The sequence below is a fragment of the Rubrobacter calidifluminis genome (assembly GCF_028617075.1).
GTDB classification, from domain to species: Bacteria; Actinomycetota; Rubrobacteria; order Rubrobacterales; family Rubrobacteraceae; genus Rubrobacter_E; species Rubrobacter_E calidifluminis.
The window spans coordinates 134,087-158,644 of record NZ_JAQKGV010000003.1; the positions used below are offsets into that span (position 1 = coordinate 134,087).

The 24,558-nt window shown below is 67.1% G+C and carries 26 protein-coding genes and 6 tRNA genes; 12 read left to right on the plus strand and 20 right to left on the minus strand.

Annotated elements, in window-relative coordinates:
- Positions 1-46 precede the first annotated feature (46 nt).
- Both PJB24_RS03615 and PJB24_RS03620 read left to right on the plus strand, forming a co-directional pair.
- Positions 47-120: transfer RNA gene (locus PJB24_RS03615), tRNA-Asp, on the plus strand.
- An 11-nt stretch (positions 121-131) separates the two neighbouring features.
- Positions 132-204 (plus strand) — tRNA-Phe (locus PJB24_RS03620).
- A 344-nt stretch (positions 205-548) separates the two neighbouring features.
- Here the strand turns inward: PJB24_RS03620 and PJB24_RS03625 are convergent.
- From PJB24_RS03625 to PJB24_RS03700, 16 genes are all read right to left on the minus strand, one after another.
- Positions 549-620, minus strand: a tRNA-Val gene (locus PJB24_RS03625).
- A 65-nt stretch (positions 621-685) separates the two neighbouring features.
- A tRNA-Glu gene (locus PJB24_RS03630) sits at positions 686-758 on the minus strand.
- Between the two features lie 3 nt (positions 759-761).
- Positions 762-833: transfer RNA gene (locus PJB24_RS03635), tRNA-Lys, on the minus strand.
- A gap of 26 nt (positions 834-859) precedes the next feature.
- Positions 860-2,398 (minus strand): bifunctional phosphoribosylaminoimidazolecarboxamide formyltransferase/IMP cyclohydrolase, encoded by a 1,539-nt coding sequence (gene purH, locus PJB24_RS03640; RefSeq protein ID WP_273842813.1) that lies wholly within the window; start codon positions 2,396-2,398, stop codon positions 860-862.
- Positions 2,395-2,976, minus strand: coding sequence for a phosphoribosylglycinamide formyltransferase (gene purN / locus PJB24_RS03645; RefSeq protein ID WP_273842814.1), 582 nt, complete (start codon positions 2,974-2,976; stop codon positions 2,395-2,397). The genes purH and purN overlap by 4 nt, the downstream gene beginning before the upstream one ends.
- Entirely contained in the window at positions 2,969-4,006 is a 1,038-nt protein-coding gene (gene purM / locus PJB24_RS03650) for a phosphoribosylformylglycinamidine cyclo-ligase (protein WP_273842815.1), read from the minus strand. Before purM ends, purN begins: the two co-directional genes overlap by 8 nt.
- A complete protein-coding gene (purF, locus tag PJB24_RS03655; protein WP_273842816.1) occupies positions 3,987-5,396 on the minus strand; it encodes an amidophosphoribosyltransferase in 1,410 nt (469 codons plus the stop codon). Before purF ends, purM begins: the two co-directional genes overlap by 20 nt.
- A 54-nt stretch (positions 5,397-5,450) precedes the next feature.
- Positions 5,451-7,655 (minus strand): phosphoribosylformylglycinamidine synthase subunit PurL, encoded by a 2,205-nt coding sequence (gene purL / locus PJB24_RS03660; RefSeq protein ID WP_273842817.1) that lies wholly within the window; start codon positions 7,653-7,655, stop codon positions 5,451-5,453.
- On the minus strand, positions 7,652-8,314 hold the full coding sequence (purQ, locus tag PJB24_RS03665) for a phosphoribosylformylglycinamidine synthase subunit PurQ (protein WP_273842819.1): 663 nt from the start codon (positions 8,312-8,314) through the stop codon (positions 7,652-7,654). Before purQ ends, purL begins: the two co-directional genes overlap by 4 nt.
- The gene (gene purS / locus PJB24_RS03670; RefSeq protein WP_420541879.1) at positions 8,311-8,538 is read right to left on the minus strand and encodes a phosphoribosylformylglycinamidine synthase subunit PurS; all 228 of its coding nucleotides are present in this window, start codon (positions 8,536-8,538) and stop codon (positions 8,311-8,313) included. The genes purQ and purS overlap by 4 nt, the downstream gene beginning before the upstream one ends.
- Positions 8,535-9,239: a phosphoribosylaminoimidazolesuccinocarboxamide synthase gene (gene purC / locus PJB24_RS03675; protein ID WP_273842820.1), complete on the minus strand. Its 705-nt coding sequence runs from the start codon at positions 9,237-9,239 to the stop codon at positions 8,535-8,537. Before purC ends, purS begins: the two co-directional genes overlap by 4 nt.
- Positions 9,232-10,548, minus strand: a complete 1,317-nt coding sequence (purB, locus tag PJB24_RS03680; RefSeq protein ID WP_273842821.1) for an adenylosuccinate lyase — start codon at positions 10,546-10,548, stop codon at positions 9,232-9,234. The genes purC and purB overlap by 8 nt, the downstream gene beginning before the upstream one ends.
- A 19-nt stretch (positions 10,549-10,567) precedes the next feature.
- Complete coding sequence (gene purD, locus PJB24_RS03685) at positions 10,568-11,833, minus strand: phosphoribosylamine--glycine ligase (protein WP_273842822.1); 1,266 nt, start codon at positions 11,831-11,833, stop codon at positions 10,568-10,570.
- Positions 11,834-11,846: 13 nt separating this feature from the next.
- Positions 11,847-13,133 (minus strand): adenylosuccinate synthase, encoded by a 1,287-nt coding sequence (locus tag PJB24_RS03690; RefSeq protein ID WP_273842823.1) that lies wholly within the window; start codon positions 13,131-13,133, stop codon positions 11,847-11,849.
- Positions 13,134-13,291: 158 nt separating this feature from the next.
- Positions 13,292-14,056, minus strand: a complete 765-nt coding sequence (locus PJB24_RS03695; RefSeq protein ID WP_273842824.1) for a ParB N-terminal domain-containing protein — start codon at positions 14,054-14,056, stop codon at positions 13,292-13,294.
- A gap of 189 nt (positions 14,057-14,245) precedes the next feature.
- A tRNA-Pro gene (locus PJB24_RS03700) sits at positions 14,246-14,319 on the minus strand.
- 57 nt (positions 14,320-14,376) lie between these two features.
- Between PJB24_RS03700 and PJB24_RS03705 the strand changes: the two genes are divergently transcribed.
- The 7 genes from PJB24_RS03705 to PJB24_RS03735 all read left to right on the plus strand — a co-directional run bounded on the left by PJB24_RS03705 (position 14,377) and on the right by PJB24_RS03735 (position 18,919).
- The gene (locus PJB24_RS03705) at positions 14,377-14,757 is read left to right on the plus strand and encodes a recombinase family protein (RefSeq protein WP_273842825.1); all 381 of its coding nucleotides are present in this window, start codon (positions 14,377-14,379) and stop codon (positions 14,755-14,757) included.
- A 79-nt stretch (positions 14,758-14,836) separates the two neighbouring features.
- A complete protein-coding gene (locus PJB24_RS03710) occupies positions 14,837-15,121 on the plus strand; it encodes a hypothetical protein (RefSeq protein WP_273842826.1) in 285 nt (94 codons plus the stop codon).
- Between the two features lie 141 nt (positions 15,122-15,262).
- Complete coding sequence (locus tag PJB24_RS03715) at positions 15,263-16,222, plus strand: ABC transporter ATP-binding protein (RefSeq protein WP_273842827.1); 960 nt, start codon at positions 15,263-15,265, stop codon at positions 16,220-16,222.
- Entirely contained in the window at positions 16,219-16,908 is a 690-nt protein-coding gene (locus PJB24_RS03720; protein WP_273842830.1) for an ABC transporter permease, read from the plus strand. The genes PJB24_RS03715 and PJB24_RS03720 overlap by 4 nt, the downstream gene beginning before the upstream one ends.
- Positions 16,908-17,564, plus strand: coding sequence for an ABC transporter permease (locus PJB24_RS03725; RefSeq protein ID WP_273842832.1), 657 nt, complete (start codon positions 16,908-16,910; stop codon positions 17,562-17,564). Before PJB24_RS03720 ends, PJB24_RS03725 begins: the two co-directional genes overlap by 1 nt.
- A gap of 10 nt (positions 17,565-17,574) precedes the next feature.
- Positions 17,575-18,546: a glycine betaine ABC transporter substrate-binding protein gene (locus PJB24_RS03730; RefSeq protein WP_273842834.1), complete on the plus strand. Its 972-nt coding sequence runs from the start codon at positions 17,575-17,577 to the stop codon at positions 18,544-18,546.
- Positions 18,547-18,550: 4 nt separating this feature from the next.
- Positions 18,551-18,919 (plus strand): hypothetical protein, encoded by a 369-nt coding sequence (locus tag PJB24_RS03735; RefSeq protein ID WP_273842836.1) that lies wholly within the window; start codon positions 18,551-18,553, stop codon positions 18,917-18,919.
- Here PJB24_RS03735 and PJB24_RS03740 read toward each other — a convergent pair.
- Both PJB24_RS03740 and PJB24_RS03745 read right to left on the minus strand, forming a co-directional pair.
- The gene (locus PJB24_RS03740; RefSeq protein WP_273842839.1) at positions 18,910-19,722 is read right to left on the minus strand and encodes a metallophosphoesterase family protein; all 813 of its coding nucleotides are present in this window, start codon (positions 19,720-19,722) and stop codon (positions 18,910-18,912) included. The two genes, PJB24_RS03735 and PJB24_RS03740, sit on opposite strands and share 10 nt — an antisense overlap.
- Before the next feature lie 7 nt (positions 19,723-19,729).
- On the minus strand, positions 19,730-20,527 hold the full coding sequence (locus PJB24_RS03745; RefSeq protein ID WP_273842841.1) for a class E sortase: 798 nt from the start codon (positions 20,525-20,527) through the stop codon (positions 19,730-19,732).
- Between the two features lie 166 nt (positions 20,528-20,693).
- On the opposite strand from PJB24_RS03745, the gene PJB24_RS03750 reads away from it, so the two are divergent.
- From PJB24_RS03750 to PJB24_RS03760, 3 genes are read left to right on the plus strand one after another with little or no spacing between them, the layout of a single operon-like run.
- Positions 20,694-21,659, plus strand: coding sequence for an ABC transporter ATP-binding protein (locus tag PJB24_RS03750; protein ID WP_273842843.1), 966 nt, complete (start codon positions 20,694-20,696; stop codon positions 21,657-21,659).
- Complete coding sequence (locus tag PJB24_RS03755) at positions 21,659-22,462, plus strand: ABC transporter permease (protein WP_273842844.1); 804 nt, start codon at positions 21,659-21,661, stop codon at positions 22,460-22,462. The genes PJB24_RS03750 and PJB24_RS03755 overlap by 1 nt, the downstream gene beginning before the upstream one ends.
- Positions 22,463-22,508: 46 nt before the next feature.
- Positions 22,509-23,129: a GNAT family N-acetyltransferase gene (locus tag PJB24_RS03760; RefSeq protein ID WP_273842846.1), complete on the plus strand. Its 621-nt coding sequence runs from the start codon at positions 22,509-22,511 to the stop codon at positions 23,127-23,129.
- On the opposite strand, the gene PJB24_RS03765 is transcribed toward PJB24_RS03760, so the two are convergent.
- Both PJB24_RS03765 and PJB24_RS03770 read right to left on the minus strand, forming a co-directional pair.
- Positions 23,105-24,235, minus strand: coding sequence for an alpha/beta fold hydrolase (locus PJB24_RS03765; protein ID WP_273842848.1), 1,131 nt, complete (start codon positions 24,233-24,235; stop codon positions 23,105-23,107). The genes PJB24_RS03760 and PJB24_RS03765 overlap by 25 nt on opposite strands.
- Before the next feature lie 37 nt (positions 24,236-24,272).
- Positions 24,273-24,494, minus strand: a complete 222-nt coding sequence (locus tag PJB24_RS03770) for a hypothetical protein (RefSeq protein WP_273842849.1) — start codon at positions 24,492-24,494, stop codon at positions 24,273-24,275.
- Positions 24,495-24,558: the final 64 nt, after the last annotated feature.

A 24,558-nucleotide genomic window follows, 5' to 3' on the forward strand; every position in this document is an offset into this window, starting at 1 on the left:
CGCCGATAGAAATTCCTCCCTCAGTTTGTTACACTCTCCGCTGCGCGGGGGCGTAGTTCAGTTGGTTAGAACGCCGGCCTGTCACGCCGGAGGCCGCGGGTTCGAGTCCCGTCGCTCCCGCCGACCAGCGAGGCGGGATAGCTCAGTCGGTAGAGCACGTGACTGAAAATCACGGTGTCCCCGGTTCGATTCCGGGTCCCGCCACTTACAAAATTCCTGCAGATAACGGGAAAGCAAGAAGGCCCCGGCGAATCGCCGGGGCCTTTTGACAGTTGCCGAAACCAGGGGTTGCCGGCGTCTATCCGAGAACCTCCTCCATAGCATCCGCCAGGCCGCCTCCCATTCCGGAGAGAACGTTGGCTGCAGATATCCAGGTTACGGCGATGGTAGCGTGCCCCAGAAGCTCCTGAACAAAACTTCGGGTGCTGCCATTTGAGAGCAGCATAATGAAGGCAAATCCACTCGGGTTGCAGCAGAGAGGCCTCGGAAATGCGGCCGAGATCTCTCTTTGCATCTGCAGAACACCGCCGTTTGCAGGGAGTTTAGAGTGGGCGATGGTGGGTTCGAACCACCGACCTCCTCCTTGTAAGGGAGGCGCTCTACCCCTGAGCTAATCGCCCCGCGAATAGACTACCAGACGGTCAATCATCGAACAATCGACGGTGCGGCGTCACCCGCCGCACCATGCCCCCAACGGGATTCGAACCCGTGCCGCCGCCTTGAAAGGGCGGAATCCTAGGCCGCTAGACGATGGGGGCCCGTGAGCCAGGTAGGAATCGAACCTACGACACGAGGATTAAAAGTCCCCTGCTCTACCACTGAGCTACTGGCCCACCCGAAAGTTTAACAAACAACGGCCCTAGTGCAGGAAATGTCTCCTTCCGGTGAAGATCATGGCGACACCGCGGCGCTCGGCGGCCTCCACGACCTCGGGATCGCGCTTCGATCCCCCTGGCTGGATGACGGCCGATACGCCGGCTTCGGCCAGGACTTCGAGCCCGTCCGGGAACGGGAAGAAAGCGTCGCTCGCGGCGGCGGCCCCCGTGGCGCGGTCCCCCGCCTTGCGCACGGCTATCTCCGCAGCCTCGACCCGGCTCATCTGCCCGGCCCCCACCCCGACCGTCGCACCGTCCTTCGCCAGGACGATGGCGTTGCTCTTGACCTGCCGCGCCACCCGCCAGGCGAAGAGCAGATCCCGCATCTGTCCTGCGGTGGGGGCTTTTCTGGTGGCCGTCCGGTACTCGTCGGGGGGCTCCACCACGTCGGCCTGCTGCTGCAGCATGCCACCGCTGACGTACTTCGCGGAGAGAGGCGAGCGGGGGGGTGGGGTTCCTTCGAGCAGGATCATGTTGGGCTTGCCGGAGAATATCCGCCTGGCCTCGTCGGAGAAGCCGGGAGCAACGAGGATCTCGGTGAAGACACCCGAGATCTCCTCGGCCAGCTCCCCGTCGACCTCCTCCCCGAGGGCGACGATCCCGCCGAAGGCGGAGGTGGGGTCCGAGGCGAGCGCCCTGCGGTACGCCTCCACCGGGCTGGCGGCGACCGCCGCCCCGCAGGGGTTGGCGTGCTTGACGATCACGGCCGCGCTCTCGTCCGGGAATCCACCCATGAGGTCAGCGAGCAGCGTCCTCGCCGCGTCGAGGTCGTAGAGGTTGTTGAACGAGATCTCCTTGCCCTGAAGCTGCTCGAGGTCGGAGAGCAGGTGCCGCTCCCCGATGCGGGCGTAGAAGGCAGCCTCCTGGTGCGGGTTCTCCCCGTAGCGCAGCGGCATCACCCTGCGGTAGCCCTCGACCAGAACCTCCGGGAACGCCTCCCCCCGCCCGAGCCAGCCCGCGATGGCCGCGTCGTAGAGTGCGGTGCGGCGGAACGCGGCGAGCGCCAGGCGCCTGCGCGTCTCGCGCGAGACGCCTCCATTCCTGAGCTCTGAGAGAACCTCCGCGTAGTGCTCCGGTCCGGGCACCACGACGACCGACTCGAAGTTCTTCGCCGCCGCCCGTAGCATCGCCGGTCCCCCGATGTCTATCTGCTCGATGGCCTCGGGCTCCGAAGCCCCGCCGCCGACGGTCCTCTCGAACGGGTAGAGGTCGATGCAGACGAGGTCCACCGGCTCTATGCCGAGCCCGGAGATCTCACGCAGGTGCTCCGGGTCTCTGCGGTCGGCCAGGATGCCGCCGTGGATCTTCGGGTGCAGCGTCTTCACCCTGCCGCCGAGGATCTCGGGCTCCCCGGTCACCTCCGAGACGGAGACGACCTCGACGCCCGACGCCTTGAGATGGCGCGCCGTCCCCCCGGTCGAGACGATCTCGAAGTTTAGCTCCACGAGCCCACGGGCGAACCCCACGAGCCCGCTCTTGTCCGAGACGGAGATCAGAGCCCTCTTCCTGCCCCCATCGCTCATACCTTCACCCTCCCCCAGAAGTAGTCCGCGACCGCCCCGACGAGCAGCCGGTGCTCGACCGGGTGCAGCCGCTCGAGCAGCGTCTCCTCGGTGTCGCCGGGCAGGATCGGCACCCGCTCCTGAGCCAGGATCGGCCCGGCATCCACCTCCTCGACCATGAGGTGCACCGTCACCCCCGTCTCCCTCTCCCCGGCCTCGAGCGCCCGCCTCACCGCGCCCAGCCCGCGGAAACGCGGCAGCAGCGAGGGGTGCACGTTGATGATCGCCGGGAAGCGCTCCAGGAATACCGGAGAGAGTATCCTCATGTATCCGGCCCCCACCACGAGCTCCACGTCATACGCCGCGATCCTCTCGGCCAGCTCGGCGTCGTACTCTTCGCGGGTGGCGAAGCATGCCGGATCGACGTGCTCGACCGGCACCCCCGCCCTCCGGGCTCGCTCGAATGCGTAGGCATCTTTCCTGTCCCCGCCGACGACCGCGACGTGTCCCGGGTAGGCATCGAGAAGAGCCTGGAGGTTCGTCCCAGACCCGGAGACGAGCACCCCGAAGCGTGCCCCCTCGGGAAGCCGTCTACCCAAACGACACCCCCCTCCGCTCCACGACCTCCCCGATGCGCCATGCCACACACCCCGCCTCCCGCACCACGCCGACCGCCCGCTCCGCCTCCTCCGCGGGCACCACGGCGCAGAAGCCCACCCCGAGGTTGAAGACCCTGCGCATCTCGTCCTCGGGGATACCGCCTGCCCGGCGTATGAAGCCGAATACCTCCGGCTCCTCCCACGAGGAGGCTTCGAGGTGCGCCCCGAAGCCGCCGAGGGCCCGCGGCAGGTTCCCCGGGAGCCCTCCCCCCGTGATGTGCGCCATCCCGCGCACCTCGATTTTCTCCCTGAGCGCCAGGATCTCCTTCACGTAAGCCCGGTGCGGTTCCAGGTAGAGCTCGCCCAGAGGCCGGTCCAGCCCCTCCGGCACATCCGCGTAGGAGAGGCCCGCCTCCGAGACGATCTTCCGGGCGAGCGTATACCCGTTCGTGTGCAGCCCGCTCGAAGCGAGCCCGATCACCGCGTCCCCCGCCCTCACCCTCTCGCCCCGCACCAGCTCGTCCCGCTCGCAGGCGCCGACGCACACCCCCACGACCTCGAAGTCCCCCGCCCCGTAGAGCCCCGGCATCTCCGCCGTCTCCCCGCCGACGAGCGAGATCCCGAGCCTCTGGCAGGCCCCGGCGGCCCCGCAGGCGATCTCCGCGACGGCCTCGGGGTCGAGGACGCCCGTCCCCACGTAGTCCAGGAACAACAGCGGACGCGCCCCGGCGGCGAGCACGTCGTTCGCGCAGTGGTTGACGATATCCTCCCCCAAAGAGGCGTACCGCCCCGTCTCCCTCGCGACGAGAACCTTCGTGCCCACCCCGTCTATCGTCGAGGCGAGGACGGGATCGCGATACCCGGAGAGCCCGTAGAGGCCGGCGAAACCGCCGGGGTAGGGGACGACGGAGGGGCCGTGGGTCGCCTCGACGGCCGAGCGCATCCGCGACAGGGCCTGCTCCGCGCGCTCCAGCGAGACGCCGGACTCCTCGTAGGCTCCGGACAGGGCGCTACCTCCTCTCCAGCGCAAACTTCTCCGCCGCTCCCTCGACGGGATACTCGCCGTCGAAGCAGGCCCGGCAGAGACGGCCCTTCGGGCGCCCGGTCGCCGCGACCATCCCGTCGACCGAGAGGTAGGCGAGCGAGGTCGCGCCGATCATCCGCCGGATCTCCTCGACCGAATAGCGGGCCGCGGCGAGCTGGTCCTCCGTGTCCATGTCTATCCCGTAGTAGCAGGGGCCGATCACCGGCGGCGAGGAGACGCGGAAGTGCACCTCCTTAGCCCCGGCCTCGAAGAGCATCCGGACCAGCTTGCGGCTGGTGTTACCCCGCACGATCGAGTCGTCCACCACGACGACCCGCTTACCATCGATGACCGAGGGAAGGGGGTTGAGCTTGAGGCGCAGCCCCAGCTGGCGCATCCCGTCGGTCGGCTGGATGAAGGTCCTGCCGACGTAGCGGTTCTTGATGAGCCCCTCGGCGTACGGGATGCCGCTGCGGCGGGAGTAGCCTATGGCGGCCATGATCCCGGAGTCCGGCACCGGGATCACGACGTCGGCGTCGGCCGGGGCCTCCTCAGCGAGCCGCTCGCCCATCTTCTCGCGCGAGTCGGCGACCTCCTGGCCGCCGAAGCGGGAGTCGGGTCGGGCGAAGTAGACGTACTCGAAGACGCACAGCGCGGGGCGGGGCTGCTGCGCCCGGTGGCTGCGGAGCCCGCCGTCGTCGATCACGACGACCTCCCCCGGCTCGACCTCGCGCAGGAAACGCGCCCCGATGATGTCCAGACCACACGTCTCGCTCGAGACGGCGTACCCGCCCTCGACCTCCCCGATGCACAGGGGACGGAAGCCCTGCGGATCGCGGAAGGCGACGAGCGCATCCCGGCAGATCATCGCGACCGAGTACGCCCCCTTCAGACGGCCCATCGCGCTCCCCACCGACTCCTCGACCGGGTATCCCCTCTCCAGGAAGGCGACGACGCACGCCGCGATCAGGCTGGTATCCGAGGTGGAGTGGAACTCGAAGCCCTCACTCGCCAGCTCGTCGCGCAACGCGGCTGAGCCCACCAGGTTGCCGTTGTGCGCCACGGCGACGTTTATCTCCCCTCTCCCGTGGAACTCGGGCTGGGCGTTCTCCCAGGAGGCCGACCCGGTCGTAGAGTAGCGCACGTGCCCCAGAGAGATGTGCCCGTCCTCGAGCGCGGCGAGCTTCGCCTCGTCGAAGACCTGCGAGACGAGCCCCATCTCGCGCATCGCGGTCGTCCTCTCCCCGTCGGAGATGGCGATCCCGGCGGACTCCTGGCCCCGGTGCTGCAGGGCATACAGCCCGAAGTAGGTCTGCTGGGCGAGCTCGCCCGCGAGCGCCCGGGAGTACATCCCGAAGACCCCGCAGGCCTCCTTCGGCTTGTCTTCAAGGCTCAAAGCGGCTCACCTCGCTCCAGAGGGTGCACTGCAAAGGCTTACACACGGCTGATTCTAACCGCTCCTCCCGCCATCGCCGAAGAGATCCCGCCCGTAGGCCTCCTCCATCTCTTTGAGCGAGAGGTCGATCAGGGCGCCGACCCTGAAGCGCTCCCCGCCGGTGCGCCCGACCCGGCGGCAGTCGGCGCCGGCATCACCCGCGATCCGCTCGACCTCCTCCAGCCTCTCCCCGGGCAGGGCGACGAGAAACCCGGCCCCACGCTCCCCGAACAGCAGGACGTCCGGGCGGGCTCCTTCCGCCGGGTCTCCCTCGTACTCGAACCCGATCCCCCCGGCGAGCGCCATCTCGGCGAGCGCGAAGACCTCTCCTCCACCCGAGACGTCGTGGGCGGTATCGACGAGGCCGCGCTCTATGAGGCCGCGGACGAGGTCCGCGTAGCGCCTCTCCTCCGCGAGGTCGGGCTCCGGGGGAACGCCCGCGACCCGGCCGTGGATCACCTCGAGGTACTCCGAGCCGGCGAGCGAGGGCTCGACCGGCGCGCCGACCGCCAGTACGACATCCCCCTCCCGCTTGAAAGCCGGCGTTGCGTGCCGCCGCACGTCCTCCATCACCCCGACCATCCCGACGACCGGGGTCGGGTAGATCGCACCGCGCGAGGTCTCGTTGTAGAGGCTGACGTTGCCACCCACGACCGGCGTCCCGAAGACCTCGCACGCCCGCGCCATCCCCTCGATGCAGCGGGCGAGCTGGTAGTAGGCGTCGGGCTTCTCGGGGTTGCCGAAGTTCAGGCAGTCGGTCACCGCCACGGGTCTCGCCCCGACGCACGAGAGGTTGCGGTACGCCTCGGCGACCGTGGAGGCAGCCCCACCCTCCGGGTCCAGGTAGCAGTGCCGCCCCCGACCGTCGGTCGTGAGCGCGTACCCGAGGTTGGTGCCCTTCACCCGCATCACCGCCGCGTCCGCCCCGGGCCGCACCACGGTGTCCGTCCCGACCTCGTGGTCGTACTGGCCGTAGACGCTCCTCCGCGAGCAGAGGTTCGGATGCGAGAGCATCCGGAGAAGCACCGCCCCGTAGTCCTCCGGAGGTGGGACGTCCCCGACCTCGAACCTTCGAACCTCCTCCAGGTACGCCGGTCGCACCACCTCCCGCTCGTAGGCCGGGGCGTCGGCGAGGTAGGAGGCGGGTACCGAAGCGGCAACCTCCCCGCCGGAGATCACGCACAGCTCCCCGTGTCCCGCGACGCGTCCTATCGGGGCGGCGACGAGCCCGTAGCGCCCTGCGATCCCGATCACCCGCTCCACCTTCTCCGGCTCGACGACCGCGAGCATCCGCTCCTGCGACTCGGAGAGCATTATCTCGTGGGGCTCCATCCCCTCCTCGCGCAGCGGCACCTCGTCCACGTCCACCTCGACGCCGACGCCGCCCCTGGCGGCCATCTCGGAAGCGCTCGACGTGATCCCGGCCGCCCCCATGTCCTGCAACGCGACGAGCAAACCCCCGCGCACCAGCTCGAGACAGCACTCGATGAGCATCTTCCCGCAGAACGGGTCGCCGACCTGCACGTTGGAGCGCCGCATCTCGGAGTCCGAGGAAAGCTCGTCGGAGGCGAAGGTCGCCCCGTGGATGCCGTCCCTGCCGGTCTTAGACCCGATGAGGACGAGCACGTTCCCCTCCCCCGAGGCCCTCGCGCTCATGATCCCGTCCGTGCGCACGAGCCCGGCGCACATCACGTTCACGAGCGGGTTGCCGGAGTAAGCCGGGGAGAAGGCGAGCTCGCCCCCCACCGTCGGGACGCCGATCGCGTTCCCGTAGCCACCCACGCCGCGCACCACCTCCCCGAAGAGGTAGCGGCTGCGCTCCTCCCCCGGCGGTCCGAAGCGCAGCGAGTCGAGCAGCGCCACCGGCCGGGCGCCGAGGGCGAGGATGTCCCGGATGATCCCGCCGACCCCCGTCGCCGCCCCCTCGTAGGGCTCGACGGCGGAAGGGTGGTTGTGGCTCTCTATCTTGAACGCGAGCGCCCAGCCCTCGCCGAGCTCGACGACCCCCGCGTTCTCCCCCGGCCCCTGCAGCACCCGCTCCCCGCCGGTCGGCAGCCGCCGCAGGAGCGGTCGGGAGTTCTTGTAGCCGCAGTGCTCGCTCCACATCACGCTGAAGAGCGAGAGCTCGAGGAAGTTCGGCTCCCGACCGAGGAGGCCGACGATGCGCCCGTACTCGGCGTCGGAGAGCCCGAGCGTGGCGTGGGTCTTCTCCGCGCTCAAAGCGCCGCCCCCACCAGCACCGAGCGCAGTATCCCGAGCCCGTCCTCCGAGCCGAGGAGAGGGTCCGAGGCCCGCTCGGGGTGCGGCATCACCCCGACAACGTTTCGCCCCTCGTTGCAGACGCCCGCGATGTCGTTGACCGAGCCGTTGGGGTTCTCCAGGTAGCGCAACACGACGCGCCCCTCTTCTTCGAGCGCATCGAGTGTCCCGCCATCGGCGAAGTAGCAGCCGTCGTTGTGGGCGACGGGGAGGACGAGCTCCTCCCCGGCCCCACACCCCGAGGTCCAGGGGGTGTCCGTCCGCTCGACGCGCACCCGCACCCGACGGCAGACGAAGCGCAAAGCAGCGTTGCGTAGCAGCGCGCCGGGCAACAGATGCGCCTCGCAGAGCACCTGGAACCCGTTGCAGACCCCGAGCACCGGACCTCCCTCGCGGGCGAAGCGCTCGACGGACTGCATGACGGGCGCGAAGCGGGCGATCGCGCCGGGCCGCAGGTAATCTCCATAGGAGAAGCCGCCGGGCAGGATCACGGCGTCTGAGCCCTTGAGGGTTCTTTCGGCGTGCCAGAGGGCGACGGGTTCGGCCCCCACCCTCTCGACCGCGTAGAGGGCGTCGCGGTCGCAGTTGGAGCCGGGGAAGACGACGACGCCTATCCTCACCCCTCGAGCACCTCCCACTCGTACTCCTCGATGGTCGGGTTGGCGAGCAGCCGGCGGCACATCGCCTCGACCTCGTCGGCCCGCTCGACCTCGAGCTCCACGAGACGTCCGACGCGCACGCTCTCCACCCCCTCGAAGCCGAGCGCGGGGAGCGCGCTCTTCACCGCCTCGCCCTGCGGGTCGAGGATGCCCCGCTTCGGCCGGACCAGCACCCGCACCTTCAAGAGCCCCTCACCCTCCTCAGTATCTCGGCGTAGGCCTCCTCCACCCCGCCGAGGTCGCGCCGGAAGCGGTCCTTGTCCAGCCTCTCGCCGGTTTCGGCATCCCAGAAGCGGCAGGTGTCCGGGCTGATCTCGTCGGCCAGCATCAGATTGCCCTCCGCGTCGCGCCCGACCTCTATCTTGAAGTCGACGAGGGTAACCCCCCGCTCCGCGAAGAAGGGGTAGAGGATCTCGTTCACCCGGAGCCCGAGCTCCTCGCAGAAGGCGAGCTCCTCGTCGGTCATCCCGAGCTCCCTGAAGTGATACCAGTTGAGCATCGGGTCCCCGAGCTCGTCGCTCTTGTAGCACAGCTCGACGATCGGGGCCTTGAGCTTGCGCCCCTCCTCGTAGCCGAGGCGCCTCGCGAGAGATCCGGCGGCGACGTTGCGCACGATGACCTCGACGGGGAGCATCTCGAGCTTTCTGGTCTTTATCGTTCTCTCGTCGGTCTGCTCGATGAAGTGGGTGGGGACGCCGTGCTCCTCCAGGTAGGCGAAGAGCGCGGCGCTCATCGCGGCGTTGGTCTCCCCCTTGCCCTCCCACGAGCCGCGTTTTTTGCCGTCGAAGGCGGTCGCCTCGTCCTTGTAGCGGTGCAGCAGCACCCCTTCCTCGTCGGTGACGTAGACCTTCTTGGCCTTGCCCTCGTAGATCAGGGTCTCACCCATCCTCGAGTCTCCTTCTGAGCTTCTGTACCCGCTCGTAGACGACCTCCAGGTTGCGCAGCGCGTAGGCGGGGTCGAAGAGGTCGTCGAGCCTTCCATCGAGCCTCTCCCTGACCTCCTCCCTCTTCTGCAGCAGCTCCCGGAAGCCCCCCTCGCCCCGCCAGGCCCGCATCGCGGCGTCCTGCACCACGGCGTAGGCGTCGTCGCGGTCCATCCCGCTCTCGACGAGCGCGAGCAGGACGCGCCCGGAGAAAACGATCCCGCCGCCGGAGTTCAGGTTCGCGAGCATCCTCTTCCTGTCGACCTCGAGCCCGCGCAGGATGCGCAGCGCGGTGCGCAGCATGTAGTAGGAGAGGATCGTCGCGTCCGGGAGCACCACCCGCTCGGCCGAGGAGTGGGAGATGTCCCGCTCCTGCCAGAGGGCGTTGTTCTCGAACCCGACCATCGCGTAACCGCGCAGCAGGCGGGCCATCCCGCACAGCCTCTCCGCGAGGATCGGGTTGCGCTTGTGGGGCATCGCCGAGGATCCCTTCTGTCCCCTCCCGAACGGCTCGGCCAGCTCGCGCACCTCGGTGCGCTGGGCTCCCCTTATCTCGAGCGCGATCTTCTCGATGGTCGAGCCGAGGACGGCGAGCGCCGAGAGCACCTCCGCGTGGCGGTCGCGCTGGACGATCTGGGTCGAGGCCGGCTCGTGGGAGAGCCCGAGCTCTTCGCAGGCCAGCTCCTCGACCGCAGGATCCACGTTCGCGTAGGTGCCGACGGCGCCGCTGATCTTGCCCACGGAAGCGACCTCCCGCGCCCGCTCGACGCGCTTCAGGTTTCGCTCCATCTCGAAGGCCCACACGGCGAGCTTGTGCCCGAGGGTGGTGGGCTCGGCGTGGACGCCGTGGGTCCTCCCGACCATCACGGTCTCGCGGTGCTCGAGGGACATCTGGCAAAGGAGGAGCGCGAGCTCCCTCGCCGCGTCCAGGATCAGACCGAGCGCCTCTTTGAGCTGCAGCGCCCCGGCGGTATCCACCACGTCGGAGCTCGTCAGGCCGAAGTGGAAGTGACGGGCCACCGGGTCGTCCACCGTCTCGGCGACGTTCGAGACGAAGGCTATGACGTCGTGGTTGGTCTCCTTTTCTATCTCGTGGATGCGCCCGACGTCGAAGTTCGCCCTGCGGGAGAGTTCCTCGACCTCCCCGGGCGGGATCTCACCGAGCTTCGCTCGCGCCCGGCAGACGGCGAGCTCGACCCTGAGCCAGGCGCGGTACTTCGCCTCCTCCGTCCAGATCACACCGATCTCCGGGAGGGTGTAGCGTTCGATCAAGCGTCCTCCCGCAGGATGTTCACAGATCCTCCAGCTCTATCGCCTCCAGCGCGATGTCCGTGCGGTAGTGCATGCCCTCGAAGTGGATCTGCTCGACGGCCGCGTACGCCCGGGCGCGGGCCTCCAGGATGCTCGGTCCCGTCCCGACGACGTTCAGGACCCGCCCTCCCGCGGTGTAGAGCCTGCCGTCACGCTCCTCGGTACCCGCGTGGTAGACGTAGACCCCCGCCGGCAGGTTCTCGAGGCCGGTTATCTCCACCCCGGTGTCGTAATCCTCCGGGTAACCCTCGGAGGCCAGGACGACGCACACGGTCTTCTCCGAGGACCACTCCACCTCGCGTCCCGAGAGATCGTGCTCCCCGCAGGCGATCATGAGCTCCAGCAGGTCGGATTGCATGCGGGGCAGGAGAACCTGCGTCTCCGGATCTCCGAAGCGGCAGTTGAACTCGAGCGCCTTCGGCCCCTCGGGGGTGACCATCACACCGGCGTAGAGCACGCCGGTGTAGGGAGAGCCGATGAGGGAGAGCTGGTGCAGCGTGGGGCGGATGATCTCCTCCAGGATCGCCGCGTAGGTCGCGGGTTCCATCCAGAAGATGGGCGAATAGGCCCCCATCCCGCCGGTGTTCGGCCCCCGGTTGCCGTCGTAAGCGGCCTTGTAGTCCTGAGCGGGGAGGAACGGGAGGACCTCCTCGCCGTCGGTGATGACGAAGACCGAGGCCTCCCGCCCCTCCAGGCACTCCTCGATCACGATGCGCCGGCCCGCCGGCCCGAACTTCCCGCCGAAGCAGGCCCTCACGGCCTCCTCGGCCTCCTCGCGCGTCCTGGCGACCGTCACACCCTTGCCCGCAGCAGCCCCATCCGCCTTGACCACCAGCGGATAACGTTCGGTCGAGTACAGGTAGGCGAGAGCCGATTCCTCCCGGTCGAAGACCTCGAACTCGGCCGTCGGGACCCCGGCGTGATGCATCAGTTCCTTGGCGAAGACCTTCGACCCCTCTATCCTCGCGGCGGCCCGCGAGGGACCGAAGACCGCGAGATCCTCCTCGGAGAAGCACTCCACGATCCCGCCGATGAGCGGGTCCTCCGGGCCGACGACGGTCAGGTCGATCTCGTTCTCCCTGGCGAAGTCCCGCAGGGCGGCGAGGTCCGAGGCGGGGATGTCCACGGTCTTGGCTATGCCCGCCATGCCGGGGTTGCCCGGCGCGGCGTACATCTCGGGCTCGAGACGGCTCGCGGCCAGCGCCTCGACCAGCGCGTGCTCGCGTCCCCCGCTGCCGACCACCATGACGCGCACCTCTTCAGGCCCCTATCTTCTCGACGATCGCCTGCTCACGCTCGGGGCCGACGCTGATCATGCACAGCGGCACCCCGACCTCCGCTTCGACGAAGCCGACGAACTCCTGCGCCGCCTCCGGAAGGTCACCGCGCATCCGGCAGCCGGTTATGTCCTCCTGCCAGCCGGGGAGCGTCTTGTAGACGGGCCGGGCGTGGTGCAGATCGGTCTGGCTCATCGGGAACTCGTCGGTACTCCTGCCCTCCACCTCGTATCCGACGCAGATCTTCACCTCCTCGACGGCCGAGAGCACGTCGAGCAGCGTGATCGCGAGGTGCGTGATGCCGTTGAGCCGGGCGGAGAACTTTATGGCGAGCAGGTCCAGCCACCCGACCCGCCGGGGCCTTCCGGTGGTCGTGCCGTACTCGTTTCCGGCCTCCCTTATCCTGTCGCCGGTCTCGTCGAAGAGCTCGGTGGGGAACGGCCCGTCCCCGACCCGGGTGGTGTACGCCTTGGTGACCCCCACGATCCGGTCGAGGTAACGCGGCGGTATCCCCGCGCCGACGCACGCCCCTCCGATGGAGGGGTTGGAGGAGGTGACGAAGGGGTAGGTGCCGTGGTCGTTGTCCAGCAGCGTGGCCTGGGCGCCCTCGAGCAGGACCTGCTCCCCCCGGTCGAGCGCCCGGCGCAGCCTGGCGCCGGTGTCGTCTACCATCGGGGAGAGCAGATCCCTGAAGGAGAGCAGGTAGGAGGCGAGCTCCTCGACCTCGAAGGGCTCCTCGCCGTAGATGCCCTCGAAGATGGCGTTCTTCTCGCGCAGCGCGGCCTTCAGCTTGGTCCTCAGGATCCCCTCGTCGAAGATGTCCTGCACCCGGATGCCCACGCGCGAGACCTTGTCTTCGTAGGCAGGGCCTATGCCGCGGTTGGTCGTCCCTATCTTGGCCTTGCCGAGCGCCTTCTCGCGGTGGGAGTCGAGCCGGATGTGGTAAGGCAGGATCAGGTGCGCCCTCCCGTCCACCTTGAGGCGGCTGCGTACCTCCACACCACGCTTCTCGAGCGCCTCGACCTCCTGCTCGAGCACCTGCGGGTTGACGACGACCCCGTTGCCGATGGTGCAGATGACCCCCTCGCGGACTATCCCCGAGGGGATGAGGTGCACCTTGAACTCCTCGTCGCCGACACGTACGGTGTGCCCGGCGTTGTTGCCTCCGGAGTACCGCCCGACGTATCCCGCGTCGGCGGCGAGCGCGTCGCAGACGCGCCCTTTGCCTTCATCCCCCCAGGCGAGCCCGAGCACGACCGTGGCCGTCACAGCAACTCCTCTCTCACAGACGGGATCATACGGAAAACTTCACAGCCTCACGCTGCCGGTGAACCGGCGGAGGATCTCCTGATTCGTGAGGATACTACGGCCGCCTCTCACCATTGCAATGTATCATATGCCCGGGTGGTTTTGAAACTCGCCCGGTCCTACTCGAAAAGCACCACCGGTTCGTCGTAGCGCCGAACCTTTCCGCTCTCCCACCTCTCTTCCACGAAGCGTCGGAGCTCGGCGTTCCGCTCGTCCTCTGCACCGTCCTCCATCTTCTCCAGCGGAAAGCATACGCCGAGCACCCGCTCGCCGATGCGGAACCGGGTGATGCCGGCCGGCAGCACCTCCCCCTGCCCCACCACATCCAGCAGCTCACCGGGCGAGAACCTGCGGTAGCGGACGAGCGCCTCGCCGGGAGCAGGGTCCGGTGCCCGCTCGGGCTCGACCCGGCGCACCGGCGAATCGGCGCGGTAGGCGCGCTGCAGCTCCCAGAGCAGGCCGACTTCCCTCATCACGCCACCCTTCTCGGGCCTCACGAAGATCTCTTCCCCTCCCGAGAACCTCGCCGAGAACAGCCAGGGATCATCACTCCTGCCGGAGAGCTCCACCCCTTCCAGTTCACCGAGTACCTCGCGCAAAGCGTCCTCCAAAACCAGATGCCCCCAGCTCTCGACCACGGCGGGCGGGCGCGCGAGCTGCACCAGGACCAGACCGCAACCGAGCTCGGAGAGCGCCCGGAACCTGTGCGCGCCGTCGAGTACCAGATAATCCTCCCCGAAGGGAGAGACGACGATCGGATTTCGCTGCACACCCTCCGCAAGGATGCGCTCCTTGAGAAGAGCCAGACGCCGGGGATCGTGGGCCTCGTGCAGAACGAGGCGGTCACCGGGAACCAGGCGGAGTTCGTGCAGAACCGGGATCACACGCCACGAAAGGAGGGCCGCAGGACTAGAGGTCGCCGCCCCGACGCTCCCAGAGGAAGTCCAGAAGCAGGAAGCCGCCGAAGAAGAAGACCGCGATCAGGACCATGAACCCGACGATCCCCAGTAGAAGATCCAGCGTCCCCAAAGCTCTCCTGAGACCTTTCCGTTACCGTTCACCGACACCGGAAGTCGGGACGGCCGGATTCGAACCGGCGACCACTCGGCCCCCAGCCGAGTGCGCTACCAGACTGCGCCACGTCCCGACGCCTTATTCCGTATTTCGAATCATATCAGACCGCACCCGTGATATCATCTGGCGCATGGCACGAGCAGCATACTATGTAAGAACGGATCCGGAAGGCCGGCTGCCCTCGCGTGAGGAACAGCTGGCCATCGTGGGGGGGTACATCGAGAAGATGGGCTACCAGCAGGTGGCCTCCTACGAGGATCTCGAGGCTCCCGGCAAGCTCCTCTACCACAAGCCGGCGCTCAAGGAGGCGATAAACAACATCAAGGAAGAGGAGGACTGGGAGGTTCTTGTGGTGGCGCGGGTGCGCTGTATCTCGGACGACGAGACGGCCGTCCACGAGCTGGTGCACAAATTCTCCCTCTACGGCAACCGCATCGAGTCCCCAGAACGGAGCTGGGAGGAGATGCTCTCGGCCATGAAGGAGTACCGGCGCGCCATGGCGCGTCGGTAGTCCCCTCCGGCAAGGATGAGCCCAGCCGGTATACTACCCGGCTGTGGGACGTAGAGAGTGAGGAAGGTATCCGGCACCGGTGGCGCTCATAAGGACCATACTCGTGCTCGTTATACTCGTGATCCTGCTACACCTGGGCGCCTCCTTCGTCGGTGTGTCCCCCTCTACCAATGGCTTCACCCGGGCCATCTACGGCCTTGGAGCGATACTGGAATCGCCGGCCGGTGCGCTCCTGAACGCCCTGCCACTCTCCGAAGGTGGACGCAGCCTCGTGCAGAAGAACCCGTTCTACGCCAGCGCGCTCGCCGCGGTGATAGGCTACTTCATCCTCTACCTGCTGCTCGGCGTGGGACGAGGCAAGTAGGAGCCGCCCGCAGAGGAGCCGAAACATCTCTATACTTATGCGGAACTGTCCGCAAGCAGGTCTCTGGAGGAGTCGTCGTGGCGAGCAAAAGTCTCAGGACCCGCAGGGGTGCCCGTTCCCCGTGGACGCGCAGGTGATGCGATGATCGAGTTTAGAGATGTGAGCAAAGTCTACCCCGGCTCGCGCAGCGCCGCGGTAAAGGAGCTCTCCTTCGAGGTTCCGGACGGGGAAATATGCGTGCTCGTGGGTCCATCCGGGTGCGGAAAGACGACGAGCATGCGGATGATAAACAGGCTCATCGAGCCCTCGAGCGGTGAGATACTCATCGGCGGCGAGCCGAACACCTCCATGAGCGGGACGGAGCTGCGGCGCAAGATAGGGTATGCGATCCAGCAGATAGGGCTCTTCCCGCACCGCACGATAGCCGGCAACATCGCCACCGTGCCGCAGCTTCTCGGCTGGAGCAAGGAGCGGATAAGAAAAAGGGTGGACGAGCTCCTGGAGATGGTCGGGCTCGACCCCGGCGACTACCGCGACCGCTATCCGTCGGAGCTCTCCGGCGGTCAGCAGCAGCGGGTCGGGGTGGCGCGGGCGATGGCGGCGGATCCCCCGATCATGCTCATGGACGAGCCGTTCGGGGCGGTGGACCCGATCACGCGCGAGAGGTTGCAGGACGAGTTCCTGAAGATCCAGCAGGAGATCCGGAAGACCATAGTCTTCGTCACCCACGACATAGACGAGGCGATAAAGATGGGCGACAGGATCGCCATAATGGAGCAGGGCGGCGTCCTGGCCCAGTACGATACCCCGGAGAACATCCTGACTCGACCCGCCTCCGACTTCGTCGCCTCTTTCGTCGGGGAGGACAGAATACTCAAGCGGCTCTCGCTCTCGCGCGTCTCGGAGATGGAGCTCGAGAGCGCGGAGGGTGCGGGGAAGGACCTTCCCCGCATAAAAGGCGACCCAACCGTACGGGACGCCCTTTCGCAGCTCGTCGGCGCGGGGGTGGAGGCCGCCGTGGTGGAGCGTGCCGGTGAGAGGAAGCTGCTCACGCTGCGAGCGATAGAGGAGACGCTCGGAAACCGGCGGGGTCGGACATGACGATCCTGCTGCAGGGGCTCGAGGGGCCGCTCTTCGACTGGTCCTGGGTGCGCTCCCATCTCACCTCGGACATAATCCCGGCCCTCGTCGGGCACGTCTACCTCTCCTTCGTCTCGGTGGCGATAGCGCTCGCGATCTCACTCCCGACCGGCGTGCTCGTGGCCCGTTACCGCAAGGCCTACGCCCCGGTGACGCTCGTGACGGGGGTGCTCTACACGATCCCGAGCCTCGCGCTCTTCGCCATCCTCGTCGTGGTGCCGGGGGTGGGGGTCGGGCCAAAGGCCGTGATCATAGCGCTCGTGGCCTACTCGCTGCTGGTGCTCATACGCAACGTGGTCACCGGGATAGATTCGGTTCCCCCGGAGACTATAGACGCGGCGAGGGGGATGGGGCTGACCGAGGGTCAGATCCTGCTCAAAGTGGAGCTGCCGCTCGCGCTGCCCGTGATCGTCGCCGGCATCCGCATAGCCACCGTCACCGTGATCGGGATAGCAACCATCGGGGCGTACGTCGCGGGCGGGGGGCTCGGGGCGCTCATCTTCGACGGAATAGACCGCAGCTTCCCGACGATGGTGATCACCGGCGCCATTCTCGCAACCGCGCTCGCGGTGGCGGCCGACCTTCTGTTGCTCTGGGTCGAGCGCCGCTTCAGGCCCTGGGCCCGCGCCGCGGGAAGGAGGGGATGATGGAGGGGCTGCTGCGGGTTTTCGGGCGTCCGGAATTCCCCGGGGCCGTCGAACGACACGTAGAGCTCTCGGCGGCGGCGCTTCTCGTGGCCGTCGCGATCTCGGTGCCTCTGGCGCTCCTGGTGAACCGCTCCCCCCTCGCCTCCCTCGTCGTCATAAACATCGGCAACATCGGGCGGGCGGTACCCTCGCTGGCGCTGCTCGCCCTCGCGATGCCGTTTCTGGGATTCGGGTTTGCACCCTCGCTTCTGGCGCTCGCGGCACTCGGCATACCCCCAATTCTGATCAACGCCACCACGGGTCTGCGGGAGGTCAGCCGGGAGGTGGTGGACGCTGCGAGGGGCATGGGGCTCTCGAACCTGCAGATCCTGACCCACATCCAGCTCCCGATAGCCGCCCCGGTCATCTTCGCCGGAGTACGCACTTCGGCGGTGCAGATCGTCGCGAGCGCGACCCTGGCGACTTTCATCGGGGGCGGGGGGCTCGGTGACATCATCGTCGAGGGCTTTCAGCTGAGCAGCACCCCGGTGCTGCTCGCCGGGGCCCTCACGGTTGCGGCGCTCGCGATAGTAACGGAGGTCATCTTCGGAGTGCTCGAGAGGGTCTTCACCCCCGAGGGCCTGAAGGTGGCGGGCAAACGTCAGGCCAGAGACTAAGGAGAAGAGCATGATGCTACGTAGCGCGATGGCGGGCGGGAGGAAGTGGTTCCTACTGGCCACGGCACTGCTTGCGGTCCTGATCCTCGCCGGTTGCGGGAACGTGGGCTCGAGCAGCGGGGGCGGGCCCCAGGCGAACGAGGGCTCATCTGGTAACGGACCGGTGATCACCGTCGGCTCGAAGAACTTCACCGAGGAGATCATCCTCGGCAACATGTACGCCGACGCCCTCAAGGCCCACGGCTTCCGGGTGCAGAAGAAGATGAACCTCGGTTCGGTCGCCATCTGCGACCGGGCGCTGCAGAGGGGTCAGATAGACCTCTACCCGGAGTACACCGGGACCTCCCTCGAAGCGGTCTTCCACAAGAGCAAGACGCCGAAGACCCCGCAGGCGACCTACCAGGAGGCGAAGAAGCTCTACGCCGCGCGCAACCCCTCCGACACGATGCTCCAGCCCGCCCCCTACAACAACACCTACGGCATCTTCGTCAGGAAACCGGTGGCCGAGAAGTACCACCTCAAGACGCTCTCCGACCTCGCTAAAGCCTCCCCCCACCTGGTCTTCTACTCGTTCTCCGAGTTCCAGCACCGCCAGGACGGCTTCCCGAACATAAAGCGCAACTACCCGAACATGGACTTCAAGAAGACGGTCGTGGTCAACAGCATCGGGCTCCGCTACCAGGGTGTCCTGCGCGGCGAGGGGGACGTCGGGATAGGCTTCACCACCGACGGTCAGCTGCGCTCGCCGAAGCTCGTGGTCCTCGAGGACACCAAGCACATCTGGCCCTGGTACCAGCCGGCTCCGGTCGTGCGTACGAGCGTGCTCAAGAAGCACCCGGAGATAAAGAAGGTCCTGGACGAGGTCTCCTCGCACCTGAGCGCGAAGACCATGCGCCGCCTCAACGGCGAAGTCGACCTGGACCACAAGGATCCCGACCAGGTGGCCCGTCAGTTTCTCAAGGAGCAGGGTCTGATAAAGTAGGGACATGCCGGCAAAAGCGCGGATAAAACCCGAGGTCCTCACCGAGAACCGCATGCGGATAGAGCTCTACGACCTCGAAGACGAGGACGTGGAACAGACGATCCGGATGAAGGGCTGGGCGTGGGTGCTGGCGCGAAACTGCTGGGCCTACGCCGGCGAGCCGGACTTCATCTACCGTCAGCTCCGGGAGGTCATCATCGACATACCGGGGATCGTCTTCGACGAAGACTCCATCGAGGAGACCATCCGCACCATTGAAGAGAAGGCCCGCTCCGAGGAGGAGCGCGAGGAGGGGCGAGAGCTCCTGCGAAGGGCTTTCGAGAAGACCGGGCAGCCGGAGGGCCTCAGGCTCCTGGCCTCCTCTCAGGGCTGAAACGGCAGCTTGTCGTAGCGAACGTAGCGCTCGATATCCGGGTAGAATCGGCTCGTCGAGGGGGCCTGGCGGGCGAAGCTCGCTAGCGGCTCCTCCTTTCCTCCGGGCTCTCGCAGGGTCACCCTCACGCTCTCCTCGTCGAGGTCTATGACGTTGTAGGTCGGTGGGCTGGTCCCGCGCACCCGCATGCACGAGACGGTGCCGGAGTGCACTATCCTCACCCCCGAGATGCTCCAGACCCACGGCACGTGCCGGTGTCCGGCGAGCACCATGTCCACCCTGAGCTCGCGCAGGATCGCCATCACGTCCCCCGCGTCGCGCAGGTTGTTGACGTCACGCCCGGTGCCGGGGACGGCGAGGATGTGGTGGTGGACGACGAGGATCTTCGGCCCCCTCTCCCAGCCGCGGAACTCGGAGTCCAGCCAGGCGTAGTGCTCCCGGCCGACCTCCCCCTCGTCGAGGTCAGGCTTGGTCGAGTCGAGCCCGACGACCTTCGCCTCCCCCTCCGGCACCTCAACGACCCTCGACCACTCCCGCATCCCGAAGATGTCCTCGAAGTGCCGGTATCCGACGCTGCGGGCGTCGTGGTTGCCCATTATCACGCAGACGTTCTCGCACTCTATGCGGTCGAGGTAGCCTTTCGCCTCCTCAAACTCCCACCGGTAGCCGTCGGTGGTGAGGTCCCCGGCTATCGCTACGAGATCCGGCCGGAGCGCGTTCGTCTCCTCTATGGCCGCCTCGAGCAGATCGGGCCGGAACAGGCTCGTCCCGACGTGGATGTCCGACATCTGAACTATTCGCAAGGCGAGATCACCCTTTCTTCCCGGCCGGATGGATCGCCACCTGCTTCGCCTGTACTATGAGGCGGTCCAGGCTCGGCGAGGAGGAGTACATCGCCGGGCCTATGGTCCACCAGTCGTTGAGCGACGTGATGCAGGTCTGCAGCGTGACCGTGGTCTGCCCCGGGATCGGCTCGGTAACCGACACGTCCTGCGGGGTGACGGCGAACACCCGGGTGACGACGTAGTCGTAGGTGTTGCCATCGGCGTCTCTCAGTATGACCCTGTCCCCCGGCTTCATAGCTGGCAGCCTGTAGAACTGGTAGTAGCTCTGGGTGCCGGCGTACCCGATGCGGTGCCCGGCTATGTAGGTGTTGGCCCCCTTCTGCCAGGGGAAGCCGGTCGCGGGCAGCTTTATCGCCTCCTGGTTCATGACCGCCTCGGAGTCGGTGTTGGCAACCGTATCCCCGTAGATACCGAGCCTGGGGATGGTAAGGTAGAGCGTGGGGTCGCTTGGGGGACTCTTTATCACCGCCGCGGAGGGTTTCTTCCCACCCTTGCGGGCCTGCTTCTTCTCGTGTACCTTCCCATGCCTCGCGGCCGGGTGCTCCTTATTCGCCACCCGATGCGCGGCCCGGTGGCGGGTGGCCTGCCCGTGCTCCACCCGATGGCCCGGGGTCGCAACCTGGTGCCGGGTATTCGCGTGCGACGCGGTGTGGGAGCGCTGCGCACTATGGTCCTGCCCGCAACCCGCGGCCACGAGGAGCACGATCGCGGCGAGGGCGGCCAGGACCAGCCGACCAGCAGTTCTATGAGATCGCCCGCACATGGCCCGACCACCCTTCCTCTCTTCGCGTGCTCACAACCCGTGGGATTCAGGCTCTACATTCTACCAGCGGGCGTTCCCGGCCGGAAGCCGGGGATGGCTCGATGCCGGTCATGGGGTAGTATTCTTCTCCGGGCGAGAACCGACGAACGGAAAGGATCCCGAGAGGTTGGAGTCGATCCCCAGAGCAGAGACCCGCGAAGATACACGGGCCACGGTTTTGGCCCGCAACCTGCGCAAGAGCTACGACGAGTTCGAGGCCGTACGCGGGATCGACTTCGAGGTTCGCCGGGGGGAATGCTTCGGGTTTCTGGGCCCGAACGGTGCCGGCAAGACCTCCACGATGCGCATGATCTACTGCTCGGCGGTTCCGACCGGCGGCACCCTCGAGGTCGTGGGACTGGACGTACGCCGCGACGAGCGGGAGGTGAAGCGACGCATCGGGGTCGTCCCGCAGGAGAACAATCTCGACGACGACCTGAAGGTGCGGGAGAACCTCATCATCTACGGTCGTTACTTCGATCTCCCGAAGAAGGTCATCGAGCGGCGGGTGGACGAGCTCCTCGAGTTCATGGAGCTCAAGGACAAAGCCGATTCTGAGGTCGAGCACCTCTCCGGCGGGATGAAACGCCGGCTGGTGATCGCCCGGGCGCTCGTCAACGACCCGGACCTGCTCATCCTGGACGAGCCGACCACCGGCCTCGACCCGCAGGCCAGGCATCTCGTCTGGGAGCGCCTGCGCGAGCTGGCCGCCCGCGGTAAAACGCTAATCCTCACCACCCACTACATGGAGGAGGCCGCCCGCCTATGCGACCGGCTGGTCATCATGTGGGGCGGGAGGATAATCTCCGAGGGCACGCCCGAGGAGCTCATCGAGCGGCACGTGAGCCCGCAGGTCCTGGAGTTCAACGCCGATGCGGGCACGCTCGAAGCTCTCTCCAGACTGCTCGAGGAGGACGCCGACGCCGTGGAGTACGGCAGCACCCGGGACACCCTGCTCGTCTACACGCAGGATGCCGAACCCGTCCTCGAGAAGGTGCGCGCCTCGGGGCTCGAGGCCGAGAACACCACCTACCGCAGGGCGGATCTCGAAGACGTCTTCCTCAGGCTCACCGGAAGGAGGCTCACCGACTGATGAGGGGCGTGAGGTGGCCCTCGCCGCGCGGCTCCTACCGCGTCTGGCAACGGGAGATGACCATCTTCGGCAAGTACTGGAAGACCCTCACCTTCCCGAACTTCGTCGAGCCGATGCTCTACCTGGCCGCCATGGGGCTCGGGCTTGGAGCTTACATAAGGCAGGGCGGGATAGGCGGCGAGAGCTACGTGCAGTACATCGCGCCGGGGCTGCTCGCCTCCAACGCCATGTTCGCGGCCTCCTTCGAGAGCACCTACAACACCTTCGTGAAGCTGAAGATCGACCGGATATTCGACGCCATAGTAGCAACCCCGGTCAACGCCGAGGACGTCGTCGCCGGAGAGTACCTGTGGGCCGGCACACGGTCCGCGCTCTACGGAACGGGCTTCCTCGCGGTGCTCGTGGCGATAGGCGAGATCTTCCTCTCCGGAAATCCCCTGATCACCTCGTGGTGGGGGCTTTTGATCCCGCCGTTCCTGTTCCTCGTCGGGATCACGTTCAGCGTGATGGGCATGCTCTTCACCAGCCTGATAGAGCGCATAGACTACTACGCCTACTACTTCACGCTCGTGATCACACCGCTCTTTCTCTTCAGCGGCATCTTCTTCCCCGTGGACAACTTCCCCGCACCGGTGCCCCAGATAGCCTGGTTCACCCCCCTCTACCACGCGGTGAACGTCTGCCGGGCCCTGGCGCAGGGCCCGTCCTCCGGCACCTTCGGCGACCTGCTCTGGATCGTCGTCTTCACCGCCCTGCTGGCGGCGCTGCCGGTACGCATCATGCGCCGCAGGCTCATCGGCTGAGGGCAGGATACCTCCAGCGCGCTCTCTCTGGTAGTATCCTGAGAGGATGCACACCGGACACCACACCGTGCGCCTCGCGACCCCGGAGGATCTCGACGCGGTGGCTACGCTCGTAATCGAGGGATTCCGGGACCAGTTCGAGCCCATCTTCGGCCGCCGGATGACCGAGGCCGGGGAGATCATGCGCCGGTGGATCGAGCTGGAGCACGAGCTCGGCGGGGTAAGCACGCTCGTGGTCGAAGACGCCGCCGGGGTGGTCGCGAGCGTCGGCGTCCGCACGGGGCGTTCCCGGGAAGAAGAGCTGGCGCAGGGCCTCTGGGAGACGCTCCGCGACTCCCTGGGCTTCTGGCGGGCGAGCTGGTCGATGTTCCTCCTCTCCTACCCCCGCTACAGCGTGGACCCCTCGGAGGCGTACGTCGAGCGCCTGGTGGTCGGCGAGGACTGTCGCAGGCGCGGCCTCGCGCGCAGGCTGCTCGACGGGGCCGAGAGGATCGGCCGCGAGGCCGGCAAGAGATCGGTGGGTCTGCACGTGAGCTGCACGAACCGCCCTGCGATCAGCCTCTACGAGAGCGCAGGTTACAGAGAACGCTCCAGGGAACGCTCTCTGGTGACCTCGCGCTTTCTGGGCGTTAGGTACTGGATCTACCTGCGGAAGCCCCTCTCCTGATCATCCGGAGGCTCATCCAAGCCTCCACGCTCTCCCCGCTCGAACTCCGGGGGCCACTCGAAGATCTCGTCCGGTAGCCCTCCCCGATGTTCCTGCCCCCCTCCGAGGTCCATCGTCTCGTCCAGATCGGGCCGAGGTGGTCCGCCGGTGTCCTGACGTCCAGCCCACTCCGTCCGTTGCGCCCCCCCGTCTGTCCGCTCCCCGCTCAGGAAAGCGCGCACCAGCGAGCAGAACTCTTCGGGGTACTCGACCATGGGCAGGTGCCCGCACCCCTCCAAGACGCTGATGCTGGCCTGCGGCATGCTCTTGGACCAGTCGTCGACCGCCTCAGGGTCGACTATGTAGTCCTCCTCACCGGTCACCACGAGCACCTCGCCCCTGATGGACCGCGCCTGGCGCGGGATCCTGCCGCGCGAGAGTTCTCGCCTGGCCATGCTCAGTGTGCGGCGGACGGCGGTCGGGGTCGAACGCCCGGCATCCTCGACGAGCTCCTGCCTCAGGCTCTTGCGGTCGGAGACGAAAGGCCGAAGCCACATCCTCCGCACCCATCCGGCGTGCTGCCCCAGGAAGTAGAACAGGGGCCCGACCACGGGCAGGGTGGCGAGCCAGAGTGGGGTGGGCAGATCAATCTGTCTCCCGTCCGCGGGCGTCGAGACGAGCACGAGACGCTCGACCATCTCCGGGTGGTCTGCGGCCAGTTTCACCGCCATCGCTCCCCCGAGGTCGTGTCCGACCACAGAGACCCTACCCAACCCGAAGTGTGCGCAGAACGCGTAGAGCAGACGACCGCCGTAGCGTATCCCGTACCTGCCATCCAGGGGCTTGTCCGAGGCCCCGAAGCCCTTGAGGTCCAGGGTGTAGATGGTGAACCCGTCCTCCAGGACCTCAACAAGATCCTCCCACACCCGCGAGGAAGAGAGCCAGCCGTGCACCAGAAGGACCGGAGGACCCTCACCCCGCACGTGGTAGCGGATGATGGATCCCTCGAGCTCCACGTAATCCTCACCTCTCGGGTTCTCGACCTCGAAGGCGGTGCGCCCGAGGACGAGCGCCGAGAAACCGAGCAGGCAGAATATAAGGACGACTGCGGCGACGATCACGCCCATCCAATCCCCCGCTTCCGGCCGGGTGCCGGAGCTCGGCCTAAGAGCTCCACCTCTTTCCAACGACGCTGCGCACGACGACCGAGGCAGCAAGGGTGGCGGCAACCGTAAACCCAGCCCTGAGCAGGGCCTCCTTCACGTCGTCTTTGACACCCCGCTCCTCGGGCAGGTCTATGAGCCGCTCGGAGAGCCGGCTGGCCAAAATCGAGGAGAGAGCCGAAGAGAGTATGGTTATCAGCCGCTTCTGCACTTCCTCGCTCATACCAGAGAGCGCCTTTCCTTGAGAGCCTGCACAACCCGGCGGCGTGCCTCCGCCGCCAGTAGGG

Bases quoted from the DNA above. Each gene is read 5' to 3' on its own strand.
- PJB24_RS03755 (WP_273842844.1), top strand. From the start codon at position 21,659: ATGAGGGGCGTGAGGTGGCCCTCGCCGCGCGGCTCCTACCGCGTCTGG.
- purC (WP_273842820.1), bottom strand. From the start codon at position 9,239: ATGGGTGAGACCCTGATCTACGAGGGCAAGGCCAAGAAGGTCTACGTC.
- PJB24_RS03720 (WP_273842830.1), top strand. From the start codon at position 16,219: ATGACGATCCTGCTGCAGGGGCTCGAGGGGCCGCTCTTCGACTGGTCC.
- PJB24_RS03730 (WP_273842834.1), top strand. From the start codon at position 17,575: ATGATGCTACGTAGCGCGATGGCGGGCGGGAGGAAGTGGTTCCTACTG.
- purH (WP_273842813.1), bottom strand. From the start codon at position 2,398: ATGAGCGATGGGGGCAGGAAGAGGGCTCTGATCTCCGTCTCGGACAAG.
- PJB24_RS03735 (WP_273842836.1), top strand. From the start codon at position 18,551: ATGCCGGCAAAAGCGCGGATAAAACCCGAGGTCCTCACCGAGAACCGC.
- purD (WP_273842822.1), bottom strand. From the start codon at position 11,833: ATGGTGGTCGGCAGCGGGGGACGCGAGCACGCGCTGGTCGAGGCGCTG.
- PJB24_RS03705 (WP_273842825.1), top strand. From the start codon at position 14,377: ATGGCACGAGCAGCATACTATGTAAGAACGGATCCGGAAGGCCGGCTG.
- PJB24_RS03745 (WP_273842841.1), bottom strand. From the start codon at position 20,527: ATGTGCGGGCGATCTCATAGAACTGCTGGTCGGCTGGTCCTGGCCGCC.
- PJB24_RS03715 (WP_273842827.1), top strand. From the start codon at position 15,263: ATGATCGAGTTTAGAGATGTGAGCAAAGTCTACCCCGGCTCGCGCAGC.
- PJB24_RS03770 (WP_273842849.1), bottom strand. From the start codon at position 24,494: ATGAGCGAGGAAGTGCAGAAGCGGCTGATAACCATACTCTCTTCGGCT.
- PJB24_RS03765 (WP_273842848.1), bottom strand. From the start codon at position 24,235: ATGGGCGTGATCGTCGCCGCAGTCGTCCTTATATTCTGCCTGCTCGGT.
- PJB24_RS03725 (WP_273842832.1), top strand. From the start codon at position 16,908: ATGGAGGGGCTGCTGCGGGTTTTCGGGCGTCCGGAATTCCCCGGGGCC.
- PJB24_RS03760 (WP_273842846.1), top strand. From the start codon at position 22,509: ATGCACACCGGACACCACACCGTGCGCCTCGCGACCCCGGAGGATCTC.